Below are 15,065 nucleotides of genomic sequence, written 5' to 3'. Positions count from 1 at the left end.
GCTCCCGGCCCAGAGGTCGGGCGCAAACGCTGAAAGCTAAGGTCTCCGGATTTCTCCGGGTCGCTTACGGCGATGCGGTCAAGAACCGCCGACGAGGGCATCCGCCTTCAGTCCTTGGGGCGCGATAAACATCTCCATGTTTTCGCGCGACAGTTCCCAATGCTCGAACACGAGGTCGACAACAGCGTCCTCTTGGTGGGCGTCGATAGCAGTGATGAAGCCGTCATGGTGCTCGACTGCTATCTGAAGCCGCTTGCGCATGTCAGCGTTGCGCGGGCGAAAGAAGGTGTGACCGATACGGGCGTGGTCTATCAACAGTCTGCCGAGACTTGGCTGCAGGTAGGCATTGCCGGACATCTCGCCGATGATTTCGTGAAATCTGTTGTTTTCAAGGACCATCGAAAGCGCGTCGCTGGACGTACTTGCCTTGCGGAAACGCTCCTGCGTGTCCTTCAGATCCGAAAGCTGTGAGGGCTTATAATTCTGGACGGCCAGTCGGCCGATGGCAGCATAGATCATGGGCGCGACCAGGAAAAAATGCCGAAGTGTCGAATGGTTCATCGGAACAACCCGGGCTCCCCGGTTCGCGCGAATTTCGATGTATCCTTCGCCCTCCAATCTGCGGAAGGTTTCCCTGACCGGAGTCCGCGACAGACCATAGCGCTCGCTTAGCGCCACCTCATCCAGATCCTCGTCAGGATCGAGTTCCATCGTCAGGATGCGACGCTTCAGATCGTCGTAGAGACTGCCCTTGCTGCCCTTCATTGCGCACCTTCCGAATGATTCTGATCAGTGACGTCTAGTACGGCAGGAAGAATCGCATGCGTTGGTAAGCGAGTCAACGGATTGTATTTTCTTGGTACACAATATATGGACCGATCATTAGTGGCTCACCCATCAAGAGGGGACGGGGGAATCCGCTGCACTGCCGATCGAGCAACGCCCAAGGACAGCCCAGGAAAAAGGAATGGCCAAGAGGTTTGCGTTTCTCCTGGTTCGCGACTTCACCCTGTCGCCGCTCTCGCTCTTCATCGACACGCTGCGCCTGGCTGGCGATGAGGGCGACCGGAGCCGCAGGATCGAATTCGACTGGCAGATTGTTGGCGAACGCGGCCTGCCGATCAGAGCGAGCTGCGGCGTCGAATTGCTTCCAACGAAGGAGATCGGCAATCCGGAGGACTTTGACAACGTCGTCGTGGTCGGCGGTTTGCTCGACACCAGCCGTGCCCTCAGTTCAGAGAAAGAGGCATTCCTTTTGCGGGCCGCCGAAAAGGGGGTACCTCTTACCGCACTTTGCACGGGAAGTTTCGTGCTTGCCCGCTACGGCTTGCTGGATGGCTATAGCGCCGCGGTCAGCTGGTTCCACATCAAGGATTTTCGGACCGAGTTCCCCGATGTAAACGCGCACGCCGATAGTCTGTTTTCCGTCGACCGTGGCCGCTCGACTTGTGCCGGCGGCACGGGCGCGGCCGACCTAGCCGGCTATCTCGTGTCGCAATCCATCGGCCGGAAAGCGGCTGAAAAGGCGGCCAAGATTCTCGTGCTTGATCGCATTCGAAACGCCAGGGACGTGCAGCCCGTTGGAGATCTGTTTCCCGAAGCATCGAGCCGCGCGGTAAAGCGGGCCCTTTTGTTGATGGAAAGCAATATCCAGGAGAAAGTCTCGATCACCGAGATTGCGGGCCGGTTGAATTGTTCCAGGCGCCAGCTGGAGCGTCTTTTCGGGACTGAATTGGGCGTCAGTCCGATGGCGGCCTATCTCGCGCTACGGGTGCATTATGCGAAGTCCCTGCTGGAGGACAGCGACTTGCAGATAGGGGAAATCGCATACCGATGCGGTTTCGAAAATGCCGGGCATTTCAGCCGGGTATTTCGTCAACAGACCGGTATGACGCCTACCAATCTCAGGCATCCAACCCGATCCTCAGGCGGCCCTACCAATGCGTGACGTGAGTTCGTGCCGGATCAACTGCGCCCACGTCCGATTTCTGCTCGAAACGCCCGAAACCCGAGATGCCGCTTCCGGGTCAAAACCGGTCGTCGGATAGTTCTACATTTGGCGATGGACTGGGGTTCTTGGAACCGTTTCGAACTTTCTGCCTTGCGCCTCCGGTCGAATTGCGCGTGCTCATGAGGGCAGTAAACGAGGTGAGACGACTCTAGGATAAACCGGCGCGGGAGACGGAGAGGCCCAGGTTTTCCAATATTGATTCGTGACTCGCGGCACCCAATACGGTTTCGGGATCTCCATGCCACTTGCCGGATACGGGTTTCCTGCCCTCGTCGGCACAAGTGCGACGTTGCGTCGCGATCGGTGCTTCAGTCGGCCTGAAGCCGGTCAGCAGCGACAAACGATGCTTATCAACCAAACGCATGAAACTCACCGGTACAAACATCGGCTACTTGGGTTTCTCCTCAAGCTTTTCATCCCCGAAAGAATTGCCTCCCAGGTGCGGCTCGATATCCGAAGCTTGACGATTCTATCCCAGATCCGCCTCACGTCCGCACCCTCAGCGCCTGCTCCAGCCTGTCGGCAATCTGTGTGACGATATAGGCAATCACCATATAGATCACGACGGCAATCACAAACGCTTCAAGGTAGTAGTAGTTCAGCGCGGCGGTCAACTGGGACTGGGCGAAGATATCGACAACCTCAATGGCGAATCCGAGAGAAAGGGCCTTCATGATGACCATCATCGAAGTTGTCAGGTCAGGAATTGCTGTGAGGGCCACCTGAGGAAATAGGATACGTCGGAACAGTTGGCCGCCCGTATAGCCCAGCGAATGGGCTGCGTCCGACTGACCGGTGTCGAATGCATTCAGGGCTCCCTTGATAATCTCCGATTGGAACGCGGCGACACAGCCGGTAATCGCAACTACAAGGATGACCCAATTGGGGGTTTCGTGGGCGTTGAAGTTGATCCCCAGCAATGAGAACAGGAACTGGAATGCGGGCGGCAGACCGAAATAGGCGAGGAAAATCACGATGACCATGGGAACGCCCTTGAAGACGATCTTGTAAGTCATGATGAGCTCTCGCAGCACCGGTACCCGTCTGTATTCGATAAGCGCGAATATGCTGCCGACTATCGTCGACAGGACGAAAATCATGAGCGCCATTCCAATTGTCACGGGTACGGCACTCAGAATTTCCTGCGTGTCCTGGAGTAAAATATCGGTATCAAACATGGTTGAATACCCTTACGTCAGACGCTCGCGAGGAGCTCGTTCTTGATCGGAGTTGTTGTCGTCGCCTCAGGCGCTTGCATCGGTGATCGAAGCTCGAAGAAGCGCACGATGAGCCATGCGACCAGGCACATCAGCGAATAGATGACCGCCAGGACGAGGTAGGTTTCGAACTGGAACTGGTTGTAGTCGCGCTCCATGATCAGATGCGCGGTCGCCATGACGTCGGCCGCCCCGATGTACATGACCAGCGCAACGTTATGGATCAGGTAGATGATGGAGTTCCCATAGCCCGGCAAAGCGAAGTGCACCGCCTGAGGACCCACGACGCGAGTAATTTTCTGTCGGAACGTATATCCAAGGCTGTCGGCCGCATCGTGCTGGCCGCGATCGACGGCCAGGTATGCAGGCCGCATGACTTCCGACAGATAGCCGCCGTGGTAGAGGCTCAACCCCACCATGGCAGCCATCGTCGCTGAAATAAAATCTTTGGCGCCGAACAGGATCACCAACAGCGGAAGCCCATAAAACGCGACGAACAACTGCAGTACGACAGGAACACTCCGGGCATAGGACACGTAGAGGTCCACCAGGTGACTGATGACTGGCACTCTGCGGACCCGGAGGGTTGTCGCGATGAGAGCCAGGCAGAACCCGGAAATGAGGGCTGTAAACGTGATGGCGAGCGTCAGCGGCAGTGCCGAGAGCAACTCGGGAATCATAGCAGATACATCCACTTTGAAACGCTCCTTCTTGCAATTCAGCCTTGCCGCTGACTAGCGAATATGGTCGTCGACGGCCGTGCTATTTCATGTACTGGACGATGCCCTCGCCGAACCACTTCTGCGAGAGCTTTTCGATCGTGCCGTCGTCTTTCAATTCCTTGAGAACCTTGTTCACATCGTCGGCCAGAACCTTGTTCTCGTCAGATCGGTGGATCAGCATGTAGGTGTTGTTGCTGAACACTGGTTCGGACGCCACGATATCGAGTTTCTTTTGCTCGATGACGGTCTGCTCACCGAGATTCGACGGCAGGACGAGAGCGTCGAACTTGCCGTTCTGAACTTCGTCAAGCCGGTTCGGGTAGGGGATACCGGCACTCGATGCCGTGACTTCGAGCTTGTATTGCGGGTTTTCTTTCTGCCAATTCATGATGAACTTGTAGGTCCCACCGCCGGCCGTGGTCGGAACGATCCTCTTGCCGACCAGGTCTTTCATTTCCTTAATGCCGCTGTCTTTCTTGCTGTAGATCTTCATCAGGCTGGCGCCCATGGGATTTTCCGGAATGAGGAACTGCTTGGAGCGCTCGGGCGACTTGTAGTAGCCACCGACCGCGATGTCGTACTTGCCCGTGGCGAGGCCGGTTTCCTGGGCAATGTCGGAGACACCTTCCATTTCGAACTTGTACTGCGGCAGCTTTGCGTTGATCGCCTTCAGAAGATCGGGCTCATAGCCTTGCGGCTCGACGCCGATCGCGCCCCATGCCAGCGGCTTGGATTCGGCAGACGTGGCGATCTTGATCGTCCGAACGGTCTGGCCATGGCTGATCCCCACGGTTGCAAGGGCAATTGCGATGCCGCCGGCAACAGCCAAGGCAGCGCGGCGGGACAAACTGGATGTGATTGCAGACATTTCTTAGGTTCCCTTCTTGTTGGATTATTGAAAAGCGAGTTCTGACTGCAGAAATTGAGCAAGTCGTGGGCTGGACGGTGCGTCGAAGATGTCAGCCGGGCTGCCATCGGCGGCAACCACGCCACGATCCATGAAGACGATCCGGTTCGAGATGTTCTTTGCGAATTGCATCTCGTGGGTCACAAGCAGCGAAGTGATCCCTGACGAGGTGACATCCTTGATCACCTTTAGAACTTCACCGACGAGCTCGGGATCCAGCGATGACGTAGGCTCGTCGAAGAGTATCACGTCGGGGCGAACCGCCAGGGCGCGCGCGATGCCGGTGCGCTGAAGCTGGCCGCCCGACAGTTGGGAGGGATAGCTGTCTCGCTTCGGGGTGAGGCCGACCCGCTCGAGCTCCCGCAAGGCGATCTCCCGCGCCTCATCCGCGGACTTGCGCTGCACGACGACCAGGGGATCCATCACGTTCTGCAGGACCGTCATGTTCTTGAAGACGTTGAATTGCTGAAAGACCATCGCCGTTCGCAACCGGATCGCTTGGACAGCTGTTTTGTCGGCGCGCTGGTAATCCATCCGAATCTGATCGAAGGCGATGGTTCCTGAGGACGGCTTGGCCAGGTAGTTGATGCATTTCAGCAACGTGGTCTTGCCGGTGCCGCTGGGGCCGATGATCGACACCACGTCACCCCGCTTTACCGAGAGATTGACGCCGTTCAGAACCTGGGTGCTTCCGTAAGACAGCTTTACATCTTTGAGTTCAAGCATTGCTGGTTGGCCCTTCGGAAAGTGTGAGACGGACTGCTTTGACCGTATGCGACATCATCACCCGCTCTCCGCATGGCCCAGAATGTGCATCAGCCGGTTTGCCCAGCCAAAGATCGATATGGCGTGGATCAGGTCGATGATCTCGCGGTCGTCCATGCCGACCGATCGAAGCGCGGCGATATCGTCTGCCGTCGCTTCCGACGGGGCCGCCGACAGGCGGCGGGCAAAACTGTAGATTGCCGCATCGCGTTGGCCGAGCGCTTCAGGTTTGTCGAGATACAGCGCGGTGACCACTTCGTCGCTCTTGGTCAGCTCTGCATGCCTGCGGGCGTGAACGACGGCACAGAATTTGCAGCCATTGACGATCGAGGCACCCAATGCACCAAGTTCGCGGTCAGGACGGGCAAGCCCGCCTTCGACGTACATGATTGCGTTGAACAGAATCGTGCGGGCAAGATAGCTCTCTGGATCATGCGCAAGGGTGCGCACATATTCCGAGACTTTCTTGGCCGATGGCGTGACCTTCATCGCTTCAAGCTGTTCCGGGGTGGCCTCGGATAGCTCCACCGGCGCGATGTACGGATGCCAATTCAATGGCTTCAGACGAACCGAGGAAATCATGTCGGCCTCATCAGGCGCAAGCCGGTCGCCACCCGTGTCTGGAAGTTGACAAAAGCGATCAGCTCGGAGAGCGCGACGATCTGAGGATTGTTCAATCCAGCCTTCTCCAGGAGAGCGATATGGCTCGCTTCCGCCTTTTTCGGCGTCAGGGTGACCAGGTCAACATGACGAACGATGGTCGCCAAAGGTTCATTCAAATCCGCTTCCCCCTGGGCCAAGGCCAGAAGCTGCTCGGTCGAACCAAGCTGAGCCAGCTGCACATCATATTCGGCCACCAGGACGGGATCGGCGTTCAGGGCGGCCATGCGACGGGCCAGAGCAGCACGCAAATTCGGCGCCAGCCCCTGATCGTTTGCCGGGTGCAGCACCGAGAGGCGACATTCCTCCGCCCCTTGCACAAATTCGGGCCGAAACCGCCTTGTGGCGAAGAGGGTATCATCCGGTGAAAGGCCGGCAGCCTTGTCCATCGCGTCGATCACAACGCGGCCTCCTTCTGCAGCAAGGGTGTTGAATCGACCCATTCGTCGCCCAGAAGTTCGGGCGTGTCGTAGGCGATCAGATTGGCGAAGTGGGTTTCGACATCTTCGGCAAACAGCGATGCGGCGATGCCGCGGACCAGACGGTCGGCACCGGCGCTGACGGCTGGGATATCGCCGGAAACCTTGCCGTGCGTCAGCATGGCGGCGTCGTTGAAGCAGTGGATATGTGCCAGCATCGGGCAGGAGCCGGGAACGCGTTCGCGAAATTCGAAGGCAGGACCTAGATCCGGCGCGTCCGACATGCCTGCACGCGGCAGCCCCATATCCGGCGTATATCGGCTATCCGACCAGGTGCGGATATGTGGCGCGAGGGCTGCAAATTCCGGGCGGCCGTCGAAGTCATTTGAGAAGCCGGTTGCCGCGATCAGGAAGTCGTAGCGCATCGGCCCTTGTGTGGTTTCGATCAGCAGGCCTCCCGGATCTTCCCTTACCGCAACGATGCCGCAGTCGAAAAAGAACCGAGCATTCGCGTGGCGAGACACGCGAAGCGTCGATGAACGCGGCGGCGGCGTCTGGGTGGAGGCGGTGTAGTCGAAGAACTTCCACTTCCAGGCATCGGGCAATTCATGCATGCCGAGTACAACACCCGGGCTGCCGATGCCGGTCAGCTTGTTGATGCGCGGCATCTCCTTGCGCCGGATCAACATGTCGACAGAGCCGGCGCCCGCCTCGAGTGCGGTCGCAGCATTGTCCATGGAAGAGGCACCGGCGCCAATAACTGCCACACGCTTGCCTTTCAGCGCATCGAAATCGATGTCGTCGGCAGAATGGGCCCAATAGGCGCGATCGATGCCGTTGAGGAAATCGGGTACGGCAAAACCGCCCAGACCGGAGCGACCGGTGGCCAGAACGAGACGACGGGTGAGAACCCGGCCGGATTCCGCGCCGTCGATATCGATCGCAATCAGATCACCAACCGGTGCGACGGCGGTCATGCGCACGCTGTTGCGCACTGGCAGAGCAAGAACCTTGCGGTACCAGACCAGGTAATCCATCCACTGGCCCTTGGGGATTTTGTCCAGCGACCGCCAGGCCTCAACGCCCCATTGCGCCGTGAACCAGGCGCGGAACGTCAATTGCGGCAGGCCGAGCGACGGACCGTGCAGGGTCTTCGGCGACCGGAGCGTTTGCATACGGGCAAACGTTACCCACGGCCCTTCGAGCCCTGCCGGGGCCGCGTCATAGGCGACGACATTGGTTATCCCCGTCAGCACCAGCTTTGCCGTGGCAGCAAGTCCACACATGCCGGCGCCGATCACCACGACGTCACGGACAGGAACACCATCGTGCGAACGCGCGGGGACCCATGGCTTGGCAGGCAGTTCGAGGAAGTCGAGATCCTGCGCCAGCTGTGCTTCGAGCGCGGCAAGACCTGTCAAAATTGGCGCGGTGGGGGTATGCTTCATATTCCCGTTCCGTGATTTGTGCCGGATGCAGGATCGGTCACCAATTGGCCAGCCAAGGCCGGATCGAGTTTCTTGAAGCCGACGATCGATCGTTGCGCCACCGCTTCGACCGCATCCATCAGCGCCTGCGCGACTGGGCGAAGGGGACGTTTTGCGGCAGCCACAACCCCCCAATAAAAGAGAACGGTCGCGTCAATCGGGCGGATGGCGACCCCAGGCAAGGCCACGCCATAGGCGGTGAGGGGATCAATGACAGCGGCAACGCCGGTCCGGCGCACAAGCTGCAACGCGCCATAGGCAGTATTCGTCCGGATCACTGGCCCGGTGTCGATGCCCCTGGCGGCCAATGCCTTGGAGACGTGCAGTTGGAAACGCAGCGGGTTGAGCAACGTAGCGACGCGACGGCCGGCAAAGGCCGAAAGCGGTATGACATCAAGTTCTGCCAGCGGATCGTCCTCCCGCACGGCGGCAACATCGGGCGCCGAATAGAGCCGCAGGACATCCAGACCGGGCGTATCGAGCGGCAAGCTTGAAAAGCCGATCTCGGCACGACCGCTGCGCACTTCCTGGGCGACGATTGAGGGAAGAAACTGTCCGAGATGTGTCTCGTGCGGAAGCTCGACACCCTTGAGCTCGGCCATGGCCGTCGGGATTAGGCCAGTGCCGATCGCAGAGGTTGTGACAATCTGCAGGATCCGACCACGGCCGGCGGCGATCATCTTGGCCCGCGCCGCGAGTTCGGTGAAGGACATCAGCAGTCGCCGCGCTTCTTCTTCAAATGCGACACCCTCTTCAGATAGCTGCACCCGTCGACCGACCCGGTGCAGCAGTTCGAAGCCAAGTTCGGCCTCAAGATCCTGAATGGTGCGTGTCACCGCAGGTTGGGAACGCCCGAGCATGTCAGCCGCCTTGGTAATGCTGCCGCTGGCAGCAACCGCAAGGAAGGTCTGAAGGTCCCGAGTTTCCATATTCTCCCTACATGTGAAATCCGTATGATTGACATCGTCTCATTCATTTTTGATATATGTCAAGCGGAAACTAATGTTCACAGCGGCGCTTGCCGGCTCAGAGCCGGAGCCCTTGATCGAAACAGCTGGGGGCAACCGACGTGACTCCAATTCGAAACCTCGTGATGAAAAAACTTGTAGGCGGGGACGGCAAGGATTCTCGAACCATAAAGCCTGCAACAGGAGGAATGTTATGCGCGTGAGTATTCTGGGCGCCGGAGCAATTGCCTATGGCCTTGCGGCCTATTTGGCACAATCGGGACACTCGCCAACGCTTTGGTCACCGTCGGGACACCGCACCAGAACGTTGGCTACTGGCGAATTATTGAAGGCGACGGGGGATATCGAGGCGACGGTGCCGGTGCGCATTGCCAAGGATTGTAGAGATGCTATCGACCACGCGGACGTGGTGGTGATCGCGCTTCCGGCTTACGGCCACAAGATGGTGATGGACGCCGCCGTCCCTCATCTGGCAGATGGAATTCCGGTCATCATCAGTTCGCATAGTTCGTTCGGGGCTCTGTATCTCTGGAAGCGGTTGACGGAGCGCAAGGTCAGGTTGCCGATCGTCGTTTGGGGCACAACACTACTGACTGGTCGCCAGCTCGGATCAACCGAAGTCAATGTCACTTCCATTCGCCAGAAGCTTGACGTTGCGACGCTGCCTTTCGATGCGCTCGACCAAGGTTACGAGCTTTGCACGGCCTTGTTCGGCGATCGTTTCGTCAAGCGGGATGGTCTGCTGGCGATTGCGCTCAGCAACCTCAATCCGCAGAACCATCTGGGAATTGCCCTTCTCAATCTCACACGCATGGAGAAGGCCGAGCAGTGGAGCCAAGGGGGAAATGTCACTCCTGCCGTTGGCCGCTTTATCGAGGCTCTGGATGCCGAACGGTTGGCCATAGCTGCCCATTTCGGTATCGCGGTTCGTACCGTCCAGGAACATTTTTCATTGTCGTTTCATGTGCCCATGAGCACTGTTTCGGACATGAACCAGGAGATGGATCGTCAAGGTCGGGGCGGGTTTGGCCCGACCACTATCGAAAGTCGCTATATTCTTGAGGACGTTCCGTTCGGCTTGTTGCCGACGGCAGTCCTTGGGAAAATCAGCGGAAATCCGGCCATACTCCATGAATCCGGAATTTCCATCTTGTCGGCGGCTTATGGCCGGGATCTCAAGGGAGATAATGATATTCTTCCTGCGCTCGGCATCGAGGAAATGACAAAGGCGGATCTTGAAACCCTTTGCCGCAAGGGGTTTTAACAGCTTCCAGTGCGCTGTAGCCCAGCTGCAGTGAATATTCTGCCAGCCCGGCATCGGCAGAGTCCTTGGCCGCAAGCAGCGTCTCTGCCCGATCAGGAAGGATGATTGAAGCGACGAGCGCGTTGCGCGATCAGGGCCCTATCCATCGGTGTTGGGTGGCATAGGCCTCATTGCCAACCATTGCTCATGCGACATCGTTGGCAGGTCAAACTGGTGGCGGGTGGTCGAATAACCGTGTCCACCCATTCTGCCGACGGCGTCTAGCGCGAGTTGATCGATATAGAAACGCTCTTGGTCAACAAGATCCTCACGAATGTGCATCCGCATAACTTGACCAAGGACAATCTCGCGCGACTTACCCAGGCCAAGCGTCAAATGTCGGCGGCATTCGAAGGCTATAGGCGCTTCGAAAATGTAGGGGCATTGGACCGTCTCACCGGGCGCAGGCGTCAGCCCGGCCACGGCCAGTTCGTCAATGTGGGAAGGAAATGGGACGGCACAGACGTTCATGGCGTCAACCAGCGCATGGTCCACGATGTTGACTGTGAACTCCTCAGTCAGTCGGATGTTGAGCGTCGTATCCTTGAAGGACATGTCATTATGGTTCTCCACACCCAGGGCTAGGATTGGAGGATCGGCCGAGAGGCAATTGAAGAAGCTGTAGGGCGCAGCATTGACAGTCCCGTCGGGGTGTCGTGTGGTCACCAGAGCGATTGGCCGAGGCACCACTGCCCCGATCAGCAGCTTGTAGCGTTCGCGTGCCGAGATGCGGGCGAAGTCGATGCTCACGTGGCTCCGCTGCCCCACCGGCTCGGGCTGGGGGTTGAGCATTATATCCTCCTGAATTTTGCCAAGCTGCTTGAGAGTTGGTTACCCTGCCTGAGCGTATGTGCTCAGGATGGAGCGAACGTCGGGCTCAGTTTGATCGCTGATTTGCGCCCGAGCCTCGAGTGCCTCGAGATGGTGTTCCATCGCATGCATGGCGCGCTCGGGATTGTGTTGGCGCAGCGCCTGAATGATTTCGACGTGTTCGTCGACGCCGCACTGATCGGAGTGCGGACGGCTGTACAAGGCTAGGATCAGCGAACAGCGCGATACAATCTCGCTGACATAACGGGTCAGCGGCTTCGATCCCGTGAGTTCGGCCAGCAGAATGTGGAATTCGCCCGCCAGCCGTATCGATAATGGTCCGCTCGTGTTTACTGCGTCCCTTTCAAGTTTGACGTGGGCCTCAAGTGCCGAAAATTGAGCGGGTGTGATCTTTCGCGAAAGCCGGTCCACTACCTCGCGCTCCAGGCAGCGTCGTAGGGAAAATATATCTAACGCTTCCTCGAGCGTCGGTTCGGCGACGCAGGCTCCGCGATTATTCCTGACCTCCACCAGGCCTTCGGCACTCAGTCGGACAAGCGCGTTTCGCACGCTGGTCCGGCTAACGCCGAACTGCTCGCCGATCGCGTCTTCGGGCAATTTCATACCGGGGCGAAGCGCCTGCTCAATGATGGCGCGACGCAGCGACAAGTAGACGTTTTCGGCTCGACTCGATTTGGTCATCGCATCCCCCTAAGCTCCCGCAACTTATCGATCAAGACATATTTTTGTCAATATGGGATACGATTTATCTTGAAATAGGTATACAATTATGCGGTAGTTGCGTACACGGAGCTGCAGGCGGCCGTCGCCGTGCCGCAGACGATAGGCTGCCTCTGGGAGGAGCGCCCCGCATGACAACCAATTTGTTGATTAGAAATGTGCGCCCGATGGCTGGCGCCAATGTCGATATTCTTATTGAAAATGGCCGCATTACCCGCGTCGAGCCGGAGCTTTCACCTTTGGGAGGGCTGGTGGAGGACGGCGGAGGTCGCATCGTCGTTCCGGGCTTGGTCGAAGCGCACACCCACCTCGATAAATCGATGATCGGAATGGCGTGGTATCGAAATGAAGTCGGCCCTCGCTTGATAGACAAGATCGACACCGAGCGTGAAGCCAAGATCCGCTTGGGTATCGATCCGGTCCGCCAGTCGCGTCGACAGGCGCTTGCCTCAGTGGCGCAAGGCACCACCCATATTCGTAGTCACGTCGATATCGACACCGTGCACGGCCTTGCCGGTGTAGAGGGCGTCATGCGCACTCGTGACGAGCTACGAGACCTCGTCGATATTGAGATCGTCGCCTTTCCTCAAAGCGGTATGATGATCCGGCCTGGCACTGTCGAACTTATGCGACGGGCGTTGGAAATGGGCGCCGAGGTGGTCGGCGGGCTGGACCCTGCTGGGGTTGATCGCGATCCCAAAGGGCACCTCGATGCAATTTTCGACCTCGCTCAACGCTTTGGCCGGCCCATAGATATCCATTTGCACGAAGCGGGAGAGCTTGGCGCCTTTTCGCTCGAGCTCATCATCGAACGCACCCGTGCACTCGGCATGCAGGGAAGGGTCGCAGTCAGCCATGCCTTCTGTCTCGGCATGCACGATGCCGACTATGTCGGCCGACTAATCGACGAGTTGGCGGAGCTTTCGATCCATATTCTTACCACCGGGCCGGCATCGCAGCCGTCGCCTCCGGTCGCCAAATTGCGCTCTGCTGGAGTGGTCGTCGGCGCCGGAAATGACGGCATCCGTGACATCTGGGGACCTTACGGCAGTGGTGACATGCTGGAACGCGCGATGTTTGTCGGCTTGCGCAACAATTTTCGCCGCGACGATGAACTCGAATGGGCCCTCGACGTCTGCACGCGCGGCGGTGCCGGAGTTCTTGCGCTGGAAAGGTACGGACTCATGCCCGGCTGCTGGGGGGACATGGTTTTGGTGGAAGGCGAGACACTCGCCGATGCCGTCGTGTCCCACCGGCCGCGCGCGTTGGTCGTCAAGCGCGGCAAGGTCGTCGCGCGAGCCGGGGTTGCGGTGCAGACCTAACCTGCGCAAATGAGCACAAAATCTTATATCAAAGGGATACGATGTCTTAATTAGATTGTATACGATGATGTACTACGTCTATACAAAAAAAGGCCCCAGTGCCTTTCGAGGCAACCTAGGCCCCAGGGAACAATAAGCAAGGAGAGGAGCAATCATGTCATTCAACAGGCGTACATTTCTGCAGATCGGATCAGGGGCGTTAGGACTCGCCATAACCGATGCTACCTTCACCAAATTTGCCTTTGCCGAGGGGGCGGCGGGCACATTGCGAGTGGCTATCGCCAAACCCGCGGGCAATCTTGATCCGCAGAGCCACTACGCGATCTGGGCCATTCAGGACCTGATGTTCGAGCCGCTGGTGCGGTACGGCAAGGGCGGCCAGATCGAGCCTTGCCTTGCGACCGACTGGAAGATCGAAGAGGGGGGCAAGACGTTGCATCTTACATTGCGCCAGGGGGTAACCTTCCAGGACGGCACAGTGTTCGATGCAGCCAGCTGCAAGTGGAATCTGGAGCGTTGGCTAGGACTCGATCAGTTCAGCTGGATGAACTGCTCCAAGTATTTTCAATCGTTGGAAGTGGTCGATGAGCACCAGATAGCCGTTCATTTCAAAGAACCGCCGCTGGCGCTCATGCAGGAGCTTTCCTACACACGGCCGCCGAGGTTCCTTAGCCCCAAATCGGTCGATGCGAATGGCAAATTTGTCGAACCCGTTGGCACCGGTCCTTGGCGTCAAATTAGCGCTGACGATACACAAAGTGTTTTCGAGCGCTACGACGGCTACTGGGGCGATAAGCCGACTTATCAGCGTCTCGAAGCCAAGGTCATCCCTGATCCGCGCGCGCGGGTTGCCGCCCTGCGCGCTGGCGAGATCGATCTCGTCGGCGGGTTTTGGATCGCGCCGCTGACCCCCGTTGAGGCAAAGCAACTCGAGGCCGCAGGGCTCAACGTGGTCATCGATCCCGGCAACGTCACACTGGTGATGGCTTTCAATCCCGATCGAACCGAAGCGCTTAAGGATCCGCAAGTGCGCAAGGCCATCAGCATAGGGATCGATCGCGCGGCGATTTCCCAGGCGCTCTACCAAGGCTTTGCCCGACCGGCGGGCAACCTGTTCTCCGATGCATTGCCATTTGCTGGCACCCAGCATGATGCCCCAGTTCGCGACGTTGCGGCCGCATCAGCGCTCCTGGAGAAGGCGGGTTGGACGGGTAGTCCCGTGCGTTCCAAGGACGGCACGCCACTGACGCTTGAGATTGTCGTCAGTCCCGACGCCGTTCCCGGCTCTCGCGTCGTGGCCGAAGTCATACAATCCGAGATGAAGGAAATCGGCATCGATTTGATCGTCCGCTCTGTCGACCACGCTTCTAAGCACACCGACATGCTCGAACGGAAGTACGATCTCGGCTTCTTCCTGACCTACGGGGCTCCTTACGATCCGTTCGGCACGGTGGTGGCCTTGTGCCTCTCGACCTTCAAAAACGATGTCGAGGGCAAGCTGTTCACCGATCCGGCCAACCTGGACCCGCTGATCAACGCGGCGACAGCGGCAACCGGGGATCAGATCGCGCCATCGATCCAAAAGGTTTACGACTGGCTGCGTGACAACGACGCGATAGCGCCGTTGGTTTACGTTCCCAGCATCTGGGCGCACTCCAAGCGGGTCCAGGGCTTCACCAGCCCGGTCACCGAATACGACATGCCATACGAAAATATCGTGCTGGCCGAGTAGG

General features: G+C 58.3%; 16 protein-coding genes. 4 read left to right on the top strand and 12 right to left on the bottom strand.

Features of this window, described 5'->3' with window-relative positions; translation table 11 throughout:
* Window positions 1-78 precede the first annotated feature (78 nt).
* Window positions 79-765: a GntR family transcriptional regulator gene (locus tag NKH29_RS13845; RefSeq protein ID WP_352999886.1), complete on the bottom strand. Its 687-nt coding sequence runs from the start codon at window positions 763-765 to the stop codon at window positions 79-81.
* 202 nt (window positions 766-967) lie between these two features.
* Here NKH29_RS13845 and NKH29_RS13840 point away from each other — a divergent pair, with 202 nt between their 5' ends.
* Window positions 968-1,948 (top strand): GlxA family transcriptional regulator, encoded by a 981-nt coding sequence (locus tag NKH29_RS13840; RefSeq protein WP_352999885.1) that lies wholly within the window; start codon window positions 968-970, stop codon window positions 1,946-1,948.
* Between the two features lie 211 nt (window positions 1,949-2,159).
* Here NKH29_RS13840 and NKH29_RS13835 read toward each other — a convergent pair whose 3' ends face one another.
* The 9 genes from NKH29_RS13835 to NKH29_RS13795 all read right to left on the bottom strand — a co-directional run bounded on the left by NKH29_RS13835 (window position 2,160) and on the right by NKH29_RS13795 (window position 9,117).
* Window positions 2,160-2,375 (bottom strand): hypothetical protein, encoded by a 216-nt coding sequence (locus NKH29_RS13835; protein WP_352999883.1) that lies wholly within the window; start codon window positions 2,373-2,375, stop codon window positions 2,160-2,162.
* Window positions 2,376-2,496: 121 nt separating this feature from the next.
* Window positions 2,497-3,189 carry an amino acid ABC transporter permease gene (locus NKH29_RS13830; RefSeq protein WP_023809599.1) on the bottom strand — a complete coding sequence of 231 codons (693 nt, stop codon included), beginning with the start codon at window positions 3,187-3,189 and terminating at the stop codon, window positions 2,497-2,499.
* A 17-nt stretch (window positions 3,190-3,206) separates the two neighbouring features.
* The gene (locus NKH29_RS13825; RefSeq protein WP_352499137.1) at window positions 3,207-3,923 is read right to left on the bottom strand and encodes an amino acid ABC transporter permease; all 717 of its coding nucleotides are present in this window, start codon (window positions 3,921-3,923) and stop codon (window positions 3,207-3,209) included.
* Between the two features lie 67 nt (window positions 3,924-3,990).
* Window positions 3,991-4,818 (bottom strand): transporter substrate-binding domain-containing protein, encoded by an 828-nt coding sequence (locus NKH29_RS13820; RefSeq protein WP_352999880.1) that lies wholly within the window; start codon window positions 4,816-4,818, stop codon window positions 3,991-3,993.
* A 24-nt stretch (window positions 4,819-4,842) separates the two neighbouring features.
* Entirely contained in the window at window positions 4,843-5,583 is a 741-nt protein-coding gene (locus tag NKH29_RS13815; protein WP_023708288.1) for an amino acid ABC transporter ATP-binding protein, read from the bottom strand.
* Between the two features lie 57 nt (window positions 5,584-5,640).
* Entirely contained in the window at window positions 5,641-6,204 is a 564-nt protein-coding gene (locus NKH29_RS13810) for a peroxidase-related enzyme (protein ID WP_023708289.1), read from the bottom strand.
* Window positions 6,201-6,683 (bottom strand): CMD domain-containing protein, encoded by a 483-nt coding sequence (locus NKH29_RS13805; protein WP_352999878.1) that lies wholly within the window; start codon window positions 6,681-6,683, stop codon window positions 6,201-6,203. Before NKH29_RS13805 ends, NKH29_RS13810 begins: the two co-directional genes overlap by 4 nt.
* Window positions 6,680-8,149: an NAD(P)-binding domain-containing protein gene (locus NKH29_RS13800; RefSeq protein WP_352999876.1), complete on the bottom strand. Its 1,470-nt coding sequence runs from the start codon at window positions 8,147-8,149 to the stop codon at window positions 6,680-6,682. The genes NKH29_RS13805 and NKH29_RS13800 overlap by 4 nt, the downstream gene beginning before the upstream one ends.
* Window positions 8,146-9,117 carry a LysR family transcriptional regulator gene (locus NKH29_RS13795; RefSeq protein WP_352999874.1) on the bottom strand — a complete coding sequence of 324 codons (972 nt, stop codon included), beginning with the start codon at window positions 9,115-9,117 and terminating at the stop codon, window positions 8,146-8,148. Before NKH29_RS13795 ends, NKH29_RS13800 begins: the two co-directional genes overlap by 4 nt.
* Before the next feature lie 232 nt (window positions 9,118-9,349).
* Here NKH29_RS13795 and NKH29_RS13790 point away from each other — a divergent pair, with 232 nt between their 5' ends.
* Complete coding sequence (locus NKH29_RS13790) at window positions 9,350-10,420, top strand: NAD/NADP octopine/nopaline dehydrogenase family protein (protein ID WP_352999873.1); 1,071 nt, start codon at window positions 9,350-9,352, stop codon at window positions 10,418-10,420.
* Window positions 10,421-10,558: 138 nt separating this feature from the next.
* Here the strand turns inward: NKH29_RS13790 and NKH29_RS13785 are convergent, their stop codons facing one another.
* Together NKH29_RS13785 and NKH29_RS13780 are read right to left on the bottom strand one after the other, a co-directional pair.
* Window positions 10,559-11,251, bottom strand: coding sequence for a flavin reductase family protein (locus NKH29_RS13785; protein ID WP_352999872.1), 693 nt, complete (start codon window positions 11,249-11,251; stop codon window positions 10,559-10,561).
* Window positions 11,252-11,290: 39 nt separating this feature from the next.
* Window positions 11,291-11,971 carry a GntR family transcriptional regulator gene (locus tag NKH29_RS13780; protein WP_352999871.1) on the bottom strand — a complete coding sequence of 227 codons (681 nt, stop codon included), beginning with the start codon at window positions 11,969-11,971 and terminating at the stop codon, window positions 11,291-11,293.
* Between the two features lie 170 nt (window positions 11,972-12,141).
* Here NKH29_RS13780 and NKH29_RS13775 point away from each other — a divergent pair, with 170 nt between their 5' ends.
* Window positions 12,142-13,332: an amidohydrolase family protein gene (locus tag NKH29_RS13775; protein ID WP_352999869.1), complete on the top strand. Its 1,191-nt coding sequence runs from the start codon at window positions 12,142-12,144 to the stop codon at window positions 13,330-13,332.
* Between the two features lie 154 nt (window positions 13,333-13,486).
* Window positions 13,487-15,064, top strand: a complete 1,578-nt coding sequence (locus tag NKH29_RS13770; protein WP_352999867.1) for a nickel ABC transporter substrate-binding protein — start codon at window positions 13,487-13,489, stop codon at window positions 15,062-15,064.
* The last annotated feature ends 1 nt before the right edge of the window (window position 15,065 follow it).

The sequence above is a fragment of the Mesorhizobium sp. M1295 genome (genome assembly GCF_040318135.1).
Classification (GTDB): Bacteria; Pseudomonadota; Alphaproteobacteria; order Rhizobiales; family Rhizobiaceae; genus Mesorhizobium.
Note: the sequence above shows the minus strand (reverse complement) of the source record. Positions and strands in the feature narration are given on the sequence as shown.

Bases quoted from the DNA above. Each gene is read 5' to 3' on its own strand.
- NKH29_RS13810 (WP_023708289.1), bottom strand. From the start codon at position 6,204: ATGATTTCCTCGGTTCGTCTGAAGCCATTGAATTGGCATCCGTACATC.
- NKH29_RS13780 (WP_352999871.1), bottom strand. From the start codon at position 11,971: ATGACCAAATCGAGTCGAGCCGAAAACGTCTACTTGTCGCTGCGTCGC.
- NKH29_RS13775 (WP_352999869.1), top strand. From the start codon at position 12,142: ATGACAACCAATTTGTTGATTAGAAATGTGCGCCCGATGGCTGGCGCC.
- NKH29_RS13815 (WP_023708288.1), bottom strand. From the start codon at position 5,583: ATGCTTGAACTCAAAGATGTAAAGCTGTCTTACGGAAGCACCCAGGTT.
- NKH29_RS13840 (WP_352999885.1), top strand. From the start codon at position 968: ATGGCCAAGAGGTTTGCGTTTCTCCTGGTTCGCGACTTCACCCTGTCG.
- NKH29_RS13785 (WP_352999872.1), bottom strand. From the start codon at position 11,251: ATGCTCAACCCCCAGCCCGAGCCGGTGGGGCAGCGGAGCCACGTGAGC.
- NKH29_RS13795 (WP_352999874.1), bottom strand. From the start codon at position 9,117: ATGGAAACTCGGGACCTTCAGACCTTCCTTGCGGTTGCTGCCAGCGGC.
- NKH29_RS13790 (WP_352999873.1), top strand. From the start codon at position 9,350: ATGCGCGTGAGTATTCTGGGCGCCGGAGCAATTGCCTATGGCCTTGCG.
- NKH29_RS13820 (WP_352999880.1), bottom strand. From the start codon at position 4,818: ATGTCTGCAATCACATCCAGTTTGTCCCGCCGCGCTGCCTTGGCTGTT.
- NKH29_RS13835 (WP_352999883.1), bottom strand. From the start codon at position 2,375: ATGCGTTTGGTTGATAAGCATCGTTTGTCGCTGCTGACCGGCTTCAGG.
- NKH29_RS13800 (WP_352999876.1), bottom strand. From the start codon at position 8,149: ATGAAGCATACCCCCACCGCGCCAATTTTGACAGGTCTTGCCGCGCTC.
- NKH29_RS13770 (WP_352999867.1), top strand. From the start codon at position 13,487: ATGTCATTCAACAGGCGTACATTTCTGCAGATCGGATCAGGGGCGTTA.
- NKH29_RS13845 (WP_352999886.1), bottom strand. From the start codon at position 765: ATGAAGGGCAGCAAGGGCAGTCTCTACGACGATCTGAAGCGTCGCATC.
- NKH29_RS13830 (WP_023809599.1), bottom strand. From the start codon at position 3,189: ATGTTTGATACCGATATTTTACTCCAGGACACGCAGGAAATTCTGAGT.